Genomic DNA, 15126 nt, shown 5'->3' with positions numbered 1-15126 from the left:
ATCCTCTAATTATTTACAAGGTTATTATACAAGGTTATTATAAGCGCGGCTGTAAAGTATAGCCGCTCATTCTTGGAGAGGAGATGGCAAACAATGACAAATGATCTAGCAGATATTAAACTATATGATCCAAATCCCGATGAATCTGCCGTAGAACGACTTGGCCGTCGTTTAGCTTTGGTCATGCAAAAGCAGGATGCATCGCTTGTTGCTACATCAGATCCAAAAGAGTTAGAGCGCGTTGAAAAATGGGCTCAAGATGTGTTAGGTGCTGATGCGCAAAGTGTTAAAGATGCTGTTTCGAAAGTTGCAGAGATGATGTCTGGGGATCGCAGAAAAAGTCGTATGACTTTTTATTATTTACTTGCTAAGCAACTAAATGCGCTTCATAAAATTTAAAGAATATTAAATAAGAATTTTTATGTGAATAATAAAAAAGCCCAAGAAATTGGGCTTTTTTATTTCATACAAGGCGTTAATGAGCCTCATCCTTTTCGAGGTATCCTCCTTTGCTCATGCTTGGGACAAAGAGCAGTGCAATGAAGGCAACAATCATGACACCGGTTATATAGAAATAAAACAGTGTTTCATGTCCCATATCTTTTAAACCAAGTGCGACATATTCAGCAGAGCCACCAAATAATGCATTCCCAATAGCGTGAGAGAGACTTACACCTAATGCTCGTACTGAAGTAGGGAACATCGCTGATTTTACGACACCAGAGATGGATGTATACATACTCATAATACAAAGCATTCCAATAATGATGAATAAGGCAACCCATGCACTATGCGTGTTGCCGATTATACTCAGCCCAGGAAACGTAGTGAGTGCTGAGAGTATACTCCAAATGATGAGTAAAGTTTTTGTGCCAATTTTATCAGCTAATATACCTGCTAGGGGTTGAAATAGAACAAAAACAAACAGGGCGGCAGTCATTATCGTTGTGGCAGTATGTTTATCAAATCCGGTTGTTGTGACGAGATATTTTTGCATATAAGTGGTGCAGGTGTAAAAGGTGAGGGATCCTCCTGATGCAAAGAGAGCAATGACTACAAAAGCTTTACTGTGTTTGGTAAAAAGCTCTCTAAGACTACCAGTGTGTTTTTTAGAGCGACTTTCTTTGGTGGTTGTTTCATGAAGCGAACGACGCAGATAAATGGCAACCAGTGCTCCACATCCACCGATAGCAAAAGGAATACGCCAGCCCCATGATTTTAACTGATCTTCGTTAAGGTAAAGTGCTAAAATAAAGATAATAAAACTCGCGAGAAGCTGTCCCGTAATCAGTGTGCCTGATTGGAAAGAAGCAAAGAAGCCCCGATGTTTTTTTAGAGAAACTTCGCTCATATAAGTTGCTGCCGTGCCATATTCACCTCCCGCTGAAAGTCCTTGCATCATTCGGATTAAAAGCAGAAGGATTGCTGCTGTTATGCCAATGGTTTCGTAGGTAGGGAGTATGGCGATGAGGAAAGAACCACCACACATCATAAAAATAGATATCAGCATTGAGTTTTTGCGTCCATAACGGTCAGCAATGAAGCCAAACATCCATGCCCCGATCGGGCGCATGAGAAAACCAATAAAAAAGACTCCTGCACTTTTTAACAGTTGTGTAACAACATCACCATCTGAGGGAAAAAATTGTGATGCGAAATAAATTGACGTAAATGAGTAAACGTAAAAATCATACCATTCTACGAGGTTGCCTGATGCACTAGCTATGATAGCAAAAATACGTTTTTTCCTATCATGAGATGCGAAAATTGTCTCATTTTCCATGAAATGTTCCCCTTCTAGATATATAGTTTATTTTTTTAGTTAAGTTCGTTTTACGATTTGTATCATCAAAATGCAATTGTATCATACTAATTTTAATGAAAGCTGCTTGAGAGGGTATATCTTGGTTATGATGATACCTTTTGAGAACTTTATTTTGTCGTAGGATAAAGTACATCATATCGAACCTAAAGAGGGGAGGGCATTGAAAAAGAAGTTCAAGCTGGATGAAATGTTAGTAAAAAGGGTGATTAAAGAGCTGTTTAAAAAATTGACGCTATGAGGCTTTGAAAGTGCAGAAAAGTTATGTAACTTTTTATTATTTCATCACTTAACAATTAAAGATATTTGATAAAATATGAACAAGTTTTTTAGAGATTTATTCGTCACCTTATAGATGAGAACAATATTTTTTTCTGTAAGGTAGACTACAAGAAGTAAATTATTTTATATTTTTGCTTCTTTTCTTCATTTTTTATAGTATTCATTTAAAAAAGCCCAAGTTTTTGGGCTTTTTTTATGGTGTGTAAAAAATTAATGGATTTCATCATCTTTAAGGTATCCTCCTTTATCTATATCTGGCATCAAGAGAATTGAGATAAGTGCAATGAGCATCATAGCGATGATGTAAAAAGGGAAGACAGTTTCATATCCCATATTTTTTAACCCAAGTGCTACATATTCAGCAGAGCCACCAAACAGTGCATTACCAATGGCAAAAGCAAGTCCAACTCCTATTGCTCGGATTGAAGCAGGGAAAAGTTCTGCTTTTATGATACCAGCAATGGAGGTGTAGAGACTCATAATACACAGCATTCCGATAATGATTAAGAGCGCAGCCCAGGCATTATGGGCATTTCCAATCATTTTAAGTACAGGAATTGTGCAGATAATGGATAAGGCACTCCAACTAATAAGCAAAGTCCTTGTGCCAATTTTATCAGCTAGAAAACCAACGAGAGGCTGGAGTAACACAAAAACAAAGAGTGCTGCCGTCATTATTGTTGTTGCAGTGTGTTTATCAAAGCCGGTGGTGGTAATCAAATATTTTTGCATATAAGTGGTGTATGTATAAAATGTGAGCGATCCTCCTGCTGTAAAGCCAATAACCAAAAAGAAAGCTTTTGTGTGGTTGCGTAAAAGCTCTTTAATACTACCAGCATGTTTATGAGAGCGACTTTCTTTTGTGGTTGTTTCATGAAGCGAACTACGCAGATACATTGCAACCATTGCTCCAAAGCCTCCAATGACAAAAGGAATACGCCAGCCCCATGCTTTTAACTGATCTTCAGTGAAGTAAAGGGCTAGAATAAATATAATAAAACTCGCAAGAAGCTGCCCAGTAATGAGAGTAGCGTATTGGAAAGACGCAAAGAGTCCACGGTGATTTTTAAGGGCAACTTCACTCATATAAGTTGCCGTTGTACCATATTCACCACCAACGGAAAGTCCTTGAAACATACGGATTAAAAGCAGAAGGTATGCGGCTGTTATTCCCAAGGTTTCGTAAGTGGGAAGTATCGCAATGAGGAATGAGCCACCACACATCATAAAAACAGAAATAAGCATTGAGCGTTTGCGTCCATAACGGTCAGCAATGAAACCAAATAGCCATGCTCCAATCGGGCGCATAAGAAAGCCTATAAAAAAGATTGCTGCAGTTTTTAACAATTGTGTAACGGCATCATCATCTGCAGGAAAGAATTGCGAAGCAAAATAAATCGATGTAAAAGAATAAACATAGAAATCATACCATTCTACAAGATTACCAGATGCACTAGATATGATCGCAAAGATACGTTTTCTCGTATCATGCGGTGCTGGAGTTGTGTTGCTTTTCATGAAGTGTTCCCTTTATTAAATCTATCGTTTATTTTTTAGTTAAGGTTGCTAATAATTTGTACCATCAAAATTCAATGACGTAATAGTTATTTTTTATAAAAGCTGTTTAAAATAGTCTCTTGGACTTGTAGATTTGTGACATGCAGAGGGTAGAGTTGTAGTAAAATATGTGTTTATTCTACACATATATTGCGATAATCCGCAATCTGTACCGTTTACGATAAAAAATACGGTTGCTGCTCATTTTTTTAAGCTTGCATTGTTGCAAAAAAGAGGACGAGTGCATTTTCACGGGGAGAAGTCATTTTTAATAAAATTTTATCATTATTGATTAAAAGAGTGAATGTTTGTGAGATTTAGGGAAGTGTTTTTTGCATTTTGAATGCAATGTATTTAGTAGAAAAAAAGACCTTTTTATGTATGATAAGGGAAAGTAATGTGCTCTTCATAATTTACGTTACAGAAAAGAATATTGCTTTTTACTGTAATGAGGGAAGATCAGAATGATTATCAATACTTTATTTTTATATTACGAATATAACAAAAAAGCCCAAAATATTGGGCTTTTTTAAAACGTAAAAGTTTAATGAATATCATCTCCTTGAAGATATCCTGTTTTTCTGGCATCGGGCATCAAGATAACTGCGATAAATGCAATGATCATCATGCCGGTTATATAAAAATAGAAGATAGATTCATAGCCAATATCTTTTAAGCCGAGCGCTACAGCTTCAGCAGAGCCTCCAAACAGTGCATTAGCAATAGCATAAGAGAGCCCAACTCCCATGGCGCGTACTGAAGCGGGGAACATTTCCGCTTTGACGATACCAGAAATAGACGTATAAAAGCTCATAATGCATAGCATTCCGATAATGATTAAAAGAGCAATCCATGTATCGTTGGTATCAGCAATCATTTTAAGTCCAGGAATCGTGAAGATAATAGATAAAGCACTCCACATGAGGAGTGAAATTTTTGTGCCTATTTTATCCGCTAAAAAGCCAAATGCAGGTTGAAGTAACATAAAAACGAAGAGTGCAGCAGTCATTATAGTTGTTGCTGTATGTTTATCAAATCCAGTAGTTGTGATCAGATATTTTTGCATATAAGTGGTGTATGTATAAAATGTCAGTGATCCTCCTGCTGTAAAGCCAATAACGAGAAAAAAAGCTTTTCTATGATTGCGTAAAAGCTCTGTAAGGCTACCAGCATGTTTTTGAGAGCGACTTTCTTCTGTGGTTGTTTCATGAAGTGAACGACGAAGATAAATGGCAACAATCGCTCCTAATCCACCAATTGCAAAAGGAATACGCCAGCCCCATGCTTTTAGTTGGTCTTCTGAGAGATAAAGGGCCAGAACAAATATAACAAGGCTGGCTAAAAGTTGGCCACCAATAAGGGTGGTATATTGGAAAGAACTAAAGAATCCACGATGATTTTTTAAGGCAACTTCACTCATATAAGTTGCTGTTGTACCATATTCACCGCCAACCGAGAGTCCTTGAAGCATTCGAAGCAAAAGTAAAAGAACTGCTGCGGTCATTCCAATGGTTTCATAAGTAGGAAGTACGGCGATTAAGAACGAACCACCGCACATCATAAAAACAGAAATAAGCATTGAGCGCTTACGTCCATAACGGTCAGCAATAAATCCAAAAAGCCAACCGCCAATTGGGCGCATAAGAAAACCAATGGCAAATACACCTGCGGCTTTTAAAAGTTGTGCAACAACATTGCCATCTGAGGGAAAGAATTGTGATGCAAAGTAAATCGATGTAAAAGAATAAACATAAAAATCATACCATTCAACTAGATTACCTGATGCACTGGATACGATAGCAAAGATACGTCTTCTCGTATCATGCGGTGCTAGAGTTGTTTCATTCTCCATAAGTCTATCCCTTTAATTTGTGTCCATGTGTGTTGATTACCCCTGTATTTATTCCCCAAAGAATTGTCTATAGTATTTTGTCTTTTGCGTCAAAAGTTTAATCTGATCATGGTAATTTCTTGTGCAAGATATTGGAGAAGAGAAATTTAAATTGTATTTTTATAAATTTTACAGTTTCTATTTTCTATAATTAAGAGAATCGTCCATAATATCTATATGAAAACCTACCTTGATCTTTTATCTCATGTTTTAAATCATGGCATTGATCGTACTGATCGAACTGGTGTTGGAACGCGATCGGTTTTTGGCTATCAGATGCGGTTTGATTTACAGGCTGGATTCCCATTGTTAACAACGAAAAAGCTGCATTTGCGTTCAATTATTTATGAACTTTTATGGTTTCTCAAAGGTGATACAAATATCGCGTGGTTGAAGAAACATGGTGTATCGATTTGGGATGAATGGGCTGATGAGAAAGGGAATCTTGGTCCTATTTATGGTTATCAATGGCGTTCTTGGCCTGCTCCTGATGGAAGACATATCGATCAAATAAGGAATCTTTTGACTATGATTAAAAGAACCCCTGATTCTCGTCGTTTAATTGTATCGGCGTGGAACCCAGCCTTGATAGAAGAGATGGCTCTTCCACCATGTCATTGTCTTTTTCAATTTTACGTCGCTGATGGCAAATTATCTTGTCAACTTTATCAACGTTCAGCGGATATTTTTTTAGGTGTTCCATTCAATATTGCTTCTTATGCGTTGTTAACAATGATGGTTGCGCAAGTCAGTGGGCTTAAAGTAGGTGATTTTATTCATACCCTTGGTGATGCGCATCTTTATTCTAATCATTTCGAACAGGCAAAATATCAGTTGTCTCGTAACCCAAATGCTTTGCCATTTATGCGTATAAATTCAGAGGTAAAAGATCTTTTTTCTTTTCAATTTGAGGATTTTGAATTGCTTAATTATGAAGCACAACCACATATTAAAGCTCCGGTGGCAGTATGAATCTTCCCATTTGTCTCATTGCAGCTGTTGCAGAAAATGGTGTGATCGGTCGTGAAGGGGCTATGCCTTGGAAGCTGTCGACAGATTTACAACGCTTTAAGGCTTTGACTTTCGGTAAACCCATTATTATGGGACGAAAAACTTGGGATTCTCTAGGGCATCCTTTGCCAGGGCGGACAAATATCGTTATTACGCGCAATGGCACATGGAGAGCTGAAGGCGCTGTTATTGTTCATTCTTTGTCTCAAGCTTGTTCTGTTGCAAAAAGGATTGCATCGCAAAATGATGCAGATGCAATTTTTATTATTGGTGGCGGTGAAATTTTTCAACAAGGGTTGCATATTGCCGATAAAATATTTCTTACAGAAGTTCTAGCCTCCATTAAAGGTGATAGTTTTTTTCCTGTTTTCGATAAAGAAAAGTGGACTCTTGTGCAAACACAATATATTCCAGAAGGAGATAAAGACAGTCATCCGACACGGTTTGTAGTTTATGAGCGGAAATAACTGTTTATAATGAAGTGGAAAGAGCATATCTGTTACATTGTAATCAGATAAGAAGAGCTCTATAAGATCAAGTGAATGGTTGGTATTTGATGAATGGTAGTCAGTTAAAGAGGTGATGATGCCCTGGACAAATCAAAATGGTGGCGGCCCGTGGAGCGGCGATAAAAATAAACTCGGTGGTGACAAAAAAACATCTGCTAAGAACATTTTTGGTTCTGGTGGCAGTAGCGGTGGGAGCAATGGTTCCAATCTTGATGATCTTTTGCGTAAAGGGCAAAACCAATTTCAACAGTTTGGAAGAGGTGGGCTATTTGTCTTATTGCTTCTTCTTGCTGTGTTTTTTTGTTTATATCAGTCTCTTTATATTGTTCAGCAAAATGAACAAGCGGTAGAGTTGCGTTTTGGTGTACCTAAGGCAGAGATTATCGGTGATGGTTTGCATTTTCATTTTTGGCCAATTGAGACTTATATGAAAGTGCCTTTGACGGAAAAAACAATTGCAATTGGTGGTCAATCTGGTCAGGCACAACAAAGTGAAGGTTTGATGCTTTCGAGTGATCAGAATATTGTTAATGTCAATTTCTCTGTTTACTATCGGATTTCACGTCCGGGGCAATTTCTCTTCAATGTGAATGATCAAGAAGGAACAGTTCGTCAAGTTGCTGAGAGTGCAATGCGTGAGGTTATTGGCTCAAGACCTGTTGATGATGTTTTACGAGATAAAAAAGAAGAAGTTGCCAATGACGTGAGAAAAATTATCCAGTTGACTGTAGATAAGTATCAACTTGGTGTTGAAATAAGTCGTGTGTCAATCAGTGAAGCTGCTCCTCCTACAAAGGTTGCAGCGGCGTTTAATTCTGTCCAGCAGGCAGAGCAGGAACGTGGGCGAATGATTGAGGAAGGAAATCGTGTGCGTTTTACTAAAATTGGTTTAGCAAATGGTGAGGCTTCACGCACACGGGAAATTGCAAAGGGTGAAAAGGCACAAATGGTTGAAGAAGCAAGAGGGCGTGCTGAGCGTTTTCAGGCTATAGCACGTGAGGCGGCAATTTCACCAGAGGCTACGCGTTATCGTCTTTATATGGAAACGATGGGGCGTATTCTTTCTTCACCTCATAAGTTGATTCTTGATCAAATGAATTCTCCAGCGGTGCCTTATCTTCCTCTGAATGAATTGCTACGCAGCAATTCATCAGAAAACGCGAAAAAAACATCAGCGCGTTCGGCATCGTTTTTGGATTCTCGCATTTCTGGAGGACGCTAATGATGCGGCAGTCTCGTTTTTTCTTTATATTTGGTCCCATCGTGCTTCTTTTGATGATTTTGTGGATGTCTGTTTTTATTGTTTATCCTCGTCAACAAGTGGCAATTAAACGTTTTGGGCAAATTGTTAAGGTAGAATCTAATCCTGGAATTTATTTTAAGGCGCCCTTTGTGGATAAGATGATCGTTGTTGATAATCGATTATTGCGTTACGATGTTCCTACACAATCTGTGCAGGTCCGAGGTGGTGCTTATTATGAAGTGGATGCGTTCTTTATTTATCGTATTACAGATCCTAAGTTGTTTTTACAGCGTATTGCGTCAGGACGTCCGCAGATTGCTGCGCGTGAAAATCTTGCACCGCGTTTTATTGACGCTTTGCGTGCTGTTTATGGTAAACGAGAGTTTAAGGCAGCTTTATCCGATGAACGAGGAGCAATGATGGCCGAAGTGCAACGGCAGTTTTCTGTAGATGCAGGCTCATTGGGCATTACTATTCTCGATGTGCGTATTCGCAAAACTGATTTAACGGATGCTGTTTCAGAAGATGTCTATCGGCAAATGGCGGCTGAACGTGAGGCGGCAGCAGAAAATATTCGTGCTCGGGGGCAGCAGGAGAGAGACCGTATTGTGGCCGAGGCTAATCGTGAATATGAAGAGATCGTTGCAGCTGCTAAACGTGATGCTGAAATTACTCGCGGTGAAGGGCAAGCTGAGAGTATTCGCCTTTTATTGACTGCTAGGGAAGTCAATCCATCCTTTTACGATTTTTGGTTGGCGATGGAACAGTATAAAAACTTAGAGCGTATACCGATGGTGGTTTCACCAAATGAGAGTTTCTTTTTGTATTTCCACAATCCGTTGCAGGAAAAGAGAAAATTTTCATCAAACATGAATACTGGCTTGAATAAAACTGATCCAAAAATCGGAGGAGAGTAGAAGCAACGAGGGATTGTAAACTTGTGCTTTTGCATAGGAAATGTGATCTGTTGTTGTTTTCTTTTCTGATGCAAGTGGTAAAGTATTGAGCCATAATGGTTTTGCATAGATAAATTGAGTGAGGCTCTTGTAGCATTTTGTTAAAGGCATGTTATGGGTAGAAGTGTCGTAGATAAAAATACGTCTTTGAAGTTTTTTGTCACAAGAGTTGTTATCTGTGTGGTTTTGTTTTTATCAGGATCAATCAGTTTATGTTGGGGAACGCAAACAAAAGAGACACTGCTTTCCGTTCCTGATTTGGCTGCAGAGCTTTTGGAGACCGTTGTTAATATTTCCACAGCACAGACCGTTGAGGGTACTGAACAAGACGAGAATAGTCCGGTGCCTGTTATCCCAAAAGATTCATTATTACAAGAATATTTTGATGATTTTTTTGCACCTAAAGATGATCAAAAAGATAGTCAGTTTCAAAAGGTACGCTCTTTGGGTTCTGGTTTTGTAATTGATGCGCAAAGAGGGCTTATTGTTACAAATTATCACGTTATTGTTGATGCTGATGATATTGAAGTGAATTTTACGGATGGTGCAAAACTAAAAGCAAAATTGCTTGGAAAGGATAGCAAGACTGATTTAGCGTTGCTGCAAGTGGATGCAAAAAGTAGAAAGTTAAAAGCTGTCCGTTTTGGTGACTCAGAAAAGGCGCGTATTGGTGATTGGGTTATGGCTATTGGTAACCCTTATGGTTTTGGTGGAAGTGTGACGGTTGGCATTATTTCTGCACGTAATCGTGATCTTAATGCTGGACCTTATGATAATTTTATTCAGACTGATGCAGCGATTAATCGAGGTAATTCTGGCGGTCCTTTATTTGATAGAAGCGGTAAGGTCATTGGCATTAATACAGCAATTGTTTCACCTTCTGGAGGATCTATAGGTATCGGTTTTGCTATACCATCGGATATGGCTCTTTCTGTTATTAATCAGTTGCGTGATTTGGGAGAAATAAGACGTGGTTGGTTAGCTATACGTATTCAACCGGTGACAGAAGATATTGCCAAAAATCTGAAGCTAGACAATGCTGTGGGAGCATTGGTTGCTGGTAAGATAGAACAGGCGGATGTGGATAATAGTCAATTACAGACTGGAGATGTTATTCTTTCTTTTGGAGATACGCAAATTAAGCATGCGCGTGATTTACCCCGTTTAGTAGCGGAAAGTTCAGAGGGAAAAGTGGTGGATGTTACTGTTTTGCGAAATGGGCAGAAAAAAACAGTAAAAGTTAAGCTTGGACGTTTGATTGAGACAGATGCAAATGAGGGTTCACAAGAAGAATCCGATAATGAAAAAGGTGATACTGTATCAGAAAACGTGACAATGCAATTTATGGGAATGACATTATCTGAGCTTACAGCGGATTTGCGTCAATATTATTCCATTACGGATAAACTGCGGGGATTGGTGGTGACATCTGTTGTAAAAAATAGTGCGGCGGATAAAAAGCGTATTCGTATAGGGGAAGTGATTGTTGATATTAATCAAAGTTCTGTCACAACGATTGATGAGGCTAAAAAACGTATTCATAAATTACGTGAAGCTGGACGCAAAAATGCTCTCCTCATTGTTGCTCGTCCTGATGGAGAATTACGGTTCGTAACGGTTCCAATGGATTGATGTTGAGGGGATTGATATTTTAGAAATTCATTTTTGAGATGTTTGTTTAAGCACTCGTGTTTTTTATCGCTCTCACAGTATGCGGGAGTTGGTATTTTTCCCTTCAGTTTTTAAATATTCCTGATGTAGAAGGATTCATATCAGAACTCTTCAGTTGTGGATGTTGCCTATCTTGGTTTTGAGGTTAATGGAAAAAACAGTTGCGGGAAAAATGAAAGTGTAAAAGCATATAATCTGCTGGGTGTTTATTACGATCAGAATATTATCTCTTTTGTATAAAAAATAAAACTTTTTGATTGTATAGGTTAAGTTCAATATTGTTTTTTCTTACTCTTTGTAAGGAGCGTGTTTTTATGGCGAACAGTGTGAAAGAGCTCCTATGCTGTATTTTGTTATTGAATGATAATAAGAAGAAAAAAAGTTTAAGTTTTTTTATTGTTATTGTTTTATTTTTTTAGTTTTGCAAAGAAAGTAGAATTATTAGAGGCGCGTCTTTGCACTTCCTATAGAGATTTTTATATATTTCGTTTAAGGAGTTCATTTTATAATAGTCTAGATGAAATGCTATGCCTTTGGGGGACGTATGTTGAAAAGAGTTTTGATTGATGGATAGAGGAATTTCCATTCATGACGCAGAGAACAATTACATTGATAGCGGGGCCAACGGCAAGTGGAAAATCAGCGTTTGCCCTACAAATGGCTCAAGAAAAAGATGCTCTCATTATTAACACAGATTCCATGCAGGTTTATGATGTTTTGAATATTTTAACAGCTCGACCAACGAGGGCTGATACTGCGGTTGTTCCACACTATCTGTATGGTCATGTGAGTCCTGTGGTGAATTATTCGGTAGGAAAATGGTTGTGTGATGTTGAAACGTTATTGACGACGTTTACATCCAAATCGCTTATTTTTGTTGGTGGAACAGGGCTTTATTTCCGTGCTCTTTTAGAAGGGATGTCAAAAATTCCTCATGTTTCAGATGTTGTGCGACAAAAGTGGCGACTTCGGCTTGATAAAGAGGGGGTGGAGAGTCTTTATCGCCAGTTGTTATTGATTGATACTACTCTTGCTGAGAAAATTTCTTCGCAGGATGGGCAGCGTATTGTTCGTGCTTTAGAAGTTTATGATGCAACAGGTAAGAAATTAAGTTGGTGGCAGAAACAAAAAACAGCACCTCTCATTAGAGCGCATATTGCAGAAAAATTTCTTCTTATTCCACCTCGTCAACAGCTTTATGAACGTATTCATCAGCGGTTAGACTCTATGGTTGAGAGAGGTGCTTTAGAAGAGGTGATTGCTATAAAAAAGCTTGCACTTTCCCCTTTGTTACCAGCGATGAAGGCTATTGGTATCGCTGAATTTATAGCGCATTTGGATGGACACAGAAGTTTTGAAAATGCTCTTGAAATGGTGAAAACACAAACAAGGAGATATGCCAAAAGGCAGATGACATGGTTTCGTAATCAATTTAATGAAGAATGGATGATTCTTTCTTGATAGATAAGCTGAAAAACTTAAAAAGCATTTGAAAAAAGTTCATTGTAAATGGATTTTTTTAAGAAATATAATTTTTTATTGACGGACGCTATCAATGTAATTAGAAATGTGTTTCACAGGAAGTATTTTCCTTATAGGTTTTGTGTATCGGAATAAGGGGGGTAGTCATACAATATATGTTTTTTGTGTGTAGTAGGCTCTCTCAGAGCCTTTTTTGATAGGCTCCTTCGGGAGCTTTTTTATTGTGCTATCAAGTAAGCGAGTGGGAAAAATGACAAATCATCCAAAAATGCAACAGAGTGCGGACGGTAAAAGAATGTCTGGTGCTGAAATGGTGGTTCAAGCTCTTATTGATCAAGGAGTTCAGCATCTCTTTGGTTATCCTGGTGGAGCTGTGCTTCCTATTTTTGATGTCCTTTATCAACAGGATTCACTGCGGCATATTTTGGTGCGTCATGAACAGGCGGCGGGGCATGCTGCTGAAGGTTATGCACGCAGTACAGGGAAGGTAGGGGTTATGCTGGTGACTTCTGGTCCAGGGGCAACAAATGCTGTGACACCTTTGCAAGATGCACTTATGGATTCGATCCCGCTTGTTTGTTTTTCTGGTCAGGTATCGACAACTGTGATTGGAACAAATGCTTTTCAAGAGGCTGATACGGTTGGTATTACAAAACCCTGTACGAAACGGAATTGGTTGGTTGAAGATGTCAATGATCTTGCCGCCATTATTCATGAAGCTTTTGCCGTTGCTCAATCAGGGCGTCCAGGACCGGTTTTGATTGATATTCCTAAGGATGTTCAATTTGCTTTGGGTATTTATAGAATGCCTCAAGTTATGGCATCTCAGCATTCTTCTCCACAGTTAAAAGGGAAGAGTGAGGCACTTGAATGTGCTGTTGCTCTTTTAGCAGAAGCAAAACGTCCTGTTATTTATTCTGGTGGTGGTGTGATTTCATCTGGCCCACAAGCTGTACAGCTTTTGCGTGATTTGGTTGAGTTGGGAGACTTTCCGATTACATCAACACTCATGGGACTTGGTGCTTATCCGGCTTCTAGCAAAAATTGGCTGGGAATGCTTGGAATGCATGGAACCTATGAGGCGAATATGGCCATGCATGATTGTGATGTCATGTTAGCTGTTGGGGCACGGTTTGATGATCGTATTACTGGACGTCTTGATGCTTTTGCACCTCATGCGCGTATTATCCATATTGATATTGATCCTTCTTCCATCAATAAAACTGTAAAAGTGGAAGTTCCATTGATTGGCGATGTGGCTGATGTTTTGAGAGATATTAATCAACGTTTGCATATGTACAAACCGATATTTCATCATGAGAGTCGTGATGCGTGGTGGAGGCAAATTAAGCGCTGGAAAGCGCGTAATTCATTGGCATATATGGAAACAAAAGATGTCATTATGCCACAATATGCTCTTGAGCGGCTTTATGCATTGACCAAAGATGCGAATGCTTATGTGACAACAGATGTTGGACAGCATCAGATGTGGGCCGCACAATATTATCGTTTTGATAAGCCAAAACGTTGGATGACTTCTGGTGGTCTTGGAACTATGGGTTATGGTCTTCCTGCGGCTATCGGTGTTCAAATAGCGCATCCTGATGCACTTGTTGTATGTATTTCTGGTGATGCCTCTATTCAGATGAATATTCAAGAGCTTGCAACAGCAATTCAGCATAATACGCCAGTGAAAATTTTTATTTTAAATAATCAATATATGGGGATGGTTCGTCAGTGGCAGCAATTGTTGCATGGTAATCGTCTCTCTCATTCTTATACGGAATCGATGCCTGATTTTGTAAAATTGGCACAAGCTTACGGAGCCATGGGAATTCATTGTTCAAAACCCGATGAACTTGATGATAAAATTCAGCAAATGATTGATTGTGATAAGCCTGTTCTCTTTGATTGTCTTGTTGATAATTTAGAAAACTGTTTTCCTATGATCCCATCGGGATGTGCCCATAATGAGATGTTATTACCCGATGAGGCAAGCGAGGAAGCTGTTGCAAATGCTGTTTCTTCCGAGGGAAAGATTCTTGTATAAAATGAATATGTTAACAAAATAGTGAAGGATGGTGATGATGAAGACTTTGGAGTCTTCATCTCTGTCTCTTCTTTATGGAGAGTTCCTATTATCCTTAGAGCTTATTTTATGATTTTCATTTTTTGTTTAAAGACATGGGGTGTATTATTATTTGCTCATCTAAAAAATATTATAAGTCGTGTGCCCAACTATGTTTGAATTTATTTGTACGCGATGTTTATTTTTTAAATTCATATGTTCACATTAATAGCTATTTCGTTGCATTTTTTAGATAATACATTGCATTATCTGTTATAAATTAATTATGTTATCTCAATATATGAAAGATTCCATCGTGCAAGAAAAAAAGCTGCCGTGCTTGAAAGGTGCAACTATGCAAACCGTCATACTTGTGAAAACAATAGAAAAGTTTGTCACTATGTTTTGGTTTTGCATTATGAAATTACTCCAAATCACTCTTTTAAGGGCTTGATAGGATAATCACCCTAGCGGCTTGGAAGGAAAGGCAAAAATAACAAAGATCAAATGCAGTCATAGAAAATTAATTGACCACTATAGCTTATAATCAGGTAGTAACCTCACCTGATTATGCGTGAGAAACCTATACATATGAGATGTGTAGTCAATCTATATAAACCAGAATAATACTCAA

11 protein-coding genes are annotated in these 15126 nt (G+C 38.4%); 8 read left to right on the top strand and 3 right to left on the bottom strand.

All coding sequences use genetic code 11. The features are described 5' to 3' along the window. The first annotated feature begins 93 nt into the window (after positions 1-93). The gene (locus tag PVV69_RS02355; RefSeq protein WP_273756307.1) at positions 94-399 is read left to right on the top strand and encodes a DUF2853 family protein; all 306 of its coding nucleotides are present in this window, start codon (positions 94-96) and stop codon (positions 397-399) included. A gap of 76 nt (positions 400-475) precedes the next feature. On the opposite strand, the gene PVV69_RS02350 is transcribed toward PVV69_RS02355, so the two are convergent. The 3 genes from PVV69_RS02350 to PVV69_RS02340 all read right to left on the bottom strand — a co-directional run bounded on the left by PVV69_RS02350 (position 476) and on the right by PVV69_RS02340 (position 5513). Then, positions 476-1783 (bottom strand): MFS family transporter, encoded by a 1308-nt coding sequence (locus PVV69_RS02350; protein WP_273756306.1) that lies wholly within the window; start codon positions 1781-1783, stop codon positions 476-478. Between the two features lie 531 nt (positions 1784-2314). Then, positions 2315-3622, bottom strand: coding sequence for an MFS family transporter (locus tag PVV69_RS02345; protein WP_273756305.1), 1308 nt, complete (start codon positions 3620-3622; stop codon positions 2315-2317). A gap of 583 nt (positions 3623-4205) precedes the next feature. Beyond that, a complete protein-coding gene (locus tag PVV69_RS02340) occupies positions 4206-5513 on the bottom strand; it encodes an MFS family transporter (RefSeq protein ID WP_273756304.1) in 1308 nt (435 codons plus the stop codon). Between the two features lie 216 nt (positions 5514-5729). Here PVV69_RS02340 and PVV69_RS02335 point away from each other — a divergent pair, with 216 nt between their 5' ends. From PVV69_RS02335 to PVV69_RS02305, 7 genes are all read left to right on the top strand, one after another. After that, positions 5730-6524, top strand: coding sequence for a thymidylate synthase (locus tag PVV69_RS02335; RefSeq protein ID WP_273756303.1), 795 nt, complete (start codon positions 5730-5732; stop codon positions 6522-6524). Then, on the top strand, positions 6521-7030 hold the full coding sequence (locus tag PVV69_RS02330) for a dihydrofolate reductase (RefSeq protein ID WP_273756302.1): 510 nt from the start codon (positions 6521-6523) through the stop codon (positions 7028-7030). Before PVV69_RS02335 ends, PVV69_RS02330 begins: the two co-directional genes overlap by 4 nt. Before the next feature lie 118 nt (positions 7031-7148). Continuing rightward, the gene (gene hflK / locus PVV69_RS02325) at positions 7149-8294 is read left to right on the top strand and encodes an FtsH protease activity modulator HflK (protein WP_273756356.1); all 1146 of its coding nucleotides are present in this window, start codon (positions 7149-7151) and stop codon (positions 8292-8294) included. Between the two features lie 2 nt (positions 8295-8296). Beyond that, positions 8297-9232 (top strand): protease modulator HflC, encoded by a 936-nt coding sequence (hflC, locus tag PVV69_RS02320; RefSeq protein ID WP_273719947.1) that lies wholly within the window; start codon positions 8297-8299, stop codon positions 9230-9232. A 153-nt stretch (positions 9233-9385) separates the two neighbouring features. After that, positions 9386-10903, top strand: a complete 1518-nt coding sequence (locus PVV69_RS02315; RefSeq protein WP_273756301.1) for a Do family serine endopeptidase — start codon at positions 9386-9388, stop codon at positions 10901-10903. A 627-nt stretch (positions 10904-11530) separates the two neighbouring features. Continuing rightward, positions 11531-12403 carry a tRNA (adenosine(37)-N6)-dimethylallyltransferase MiaA gene (miaA, locus tag PVV69_RS02310; protein WP_273756300.1) on the top strand — a complete coding sequence of 291 codons (873 nt, stop codon included), beginning with the start codon at positions 11531-11533 and terminating at the stop codon, positions 12401-12403. Positions 12404-12674: 271 nt separating this feature from the next. Continuing rightward, positions 12675-14474, top strand: coding sequence for an acetolactate synthase 3 large subunit (locus tag PVV69_RS02305; RefSeq protein WP_273756299.1), 1800 nt, complete (start codon positions 12675-12677; stop codon positions 14472-14474). Positions 14475-15126 lie beyond the last annotated feature (652 nt).

The sequence above is a fragment of the Bartonella sp. MM73XJBT genome (assembly GCF_028618465.1).
Classification (GTDB): Bacteria; Pseudomonadota; Alphaproteobacteria; order Rhizobiales; family Rhizobiaceae; genus Bartonella.
This window is presented reverse-complemented; position numbering and strand designations above follow the sequence as displayed.

Excerpts from the sequence above, each read along its gene's own strand:
- PVV69_RS02355 (WP_273756307.1), top strand. The coding sequence starts at position 94 with ATGACAAATGATCTAGCAGATATTAAACTATATGATCCAAATCCCGAT.
- PVV69_RS02350 (WP_273756306.1), bottom strand. The coding sequence starts at position 1,783 with ATGGAAAATGAGACAATTTTCGCATCTCATGATAGGAAAAAACGTATT.
- PVV69_RS02345 (WP_273756305.1), bottom strand. The coding sequence starts at position 3,622 with ATGAAAAGCAACACAACTCCAGCACCGCATGATACGAGAAAACGTATC.
- PVV69_RS02340 (WP_273756304.1), bottom strand. The coding sequence starts at position 5,513 with ATGGAGAATGAAACAACTCTAGCACCGCATGATACGAGAAGACGTATC.
- PVV69_RS02335 (WP_273756303.1), top strand. The coding sequence starts at position 5,730 with ATGAAAACCTACCTTGATCTTTTATCTCATGTTTTAAATCATGGCATT.
- PVV69_RS02330 (WP_273756302.1), top strand. The coding sequence starts at position 6,521 with ATGAATCTTCCCATTTGTCTCATTGCAGCTGTTGCAGAAAATGGTGTG.
- hflK (WP_273756356.1), top strand. The coding sequence starts at position 7,149 with ATGCCCTGGACAAATCAAAATGGTGGCGGCCCGTGGAGCGGCGATAAA.
- hflC (WP_273719947.1), top strand. The coding sequence starts at position 8,297 with ATGCGGCAGTCTCGTTTTTTCTTTATATTTGGTCCCATCGTGCTTCTT.
- PVV69_RS02315 (WP_273756301.1), top strand. The coding sequence starts at position 9,386 with ATGGGTAGAAGTGTCGTAGATAAAAATACGTCTTTGAAGTTTTTTGTC.
- miaA (WP_273756300.1), top strand. The coding sequence starts at position 11,531 with ATGACGCAGAGAACAATTACATTGATAGCGGGGCCAACGGCAAGTGGA.
- PVV69_RS02305 (WP_273756299.1), top strand. The coding sequence starts at position 12,675 with ATGACAAATCATCCAAAAATGCAACAGAGTGCGGACGGTAAAAGAATG.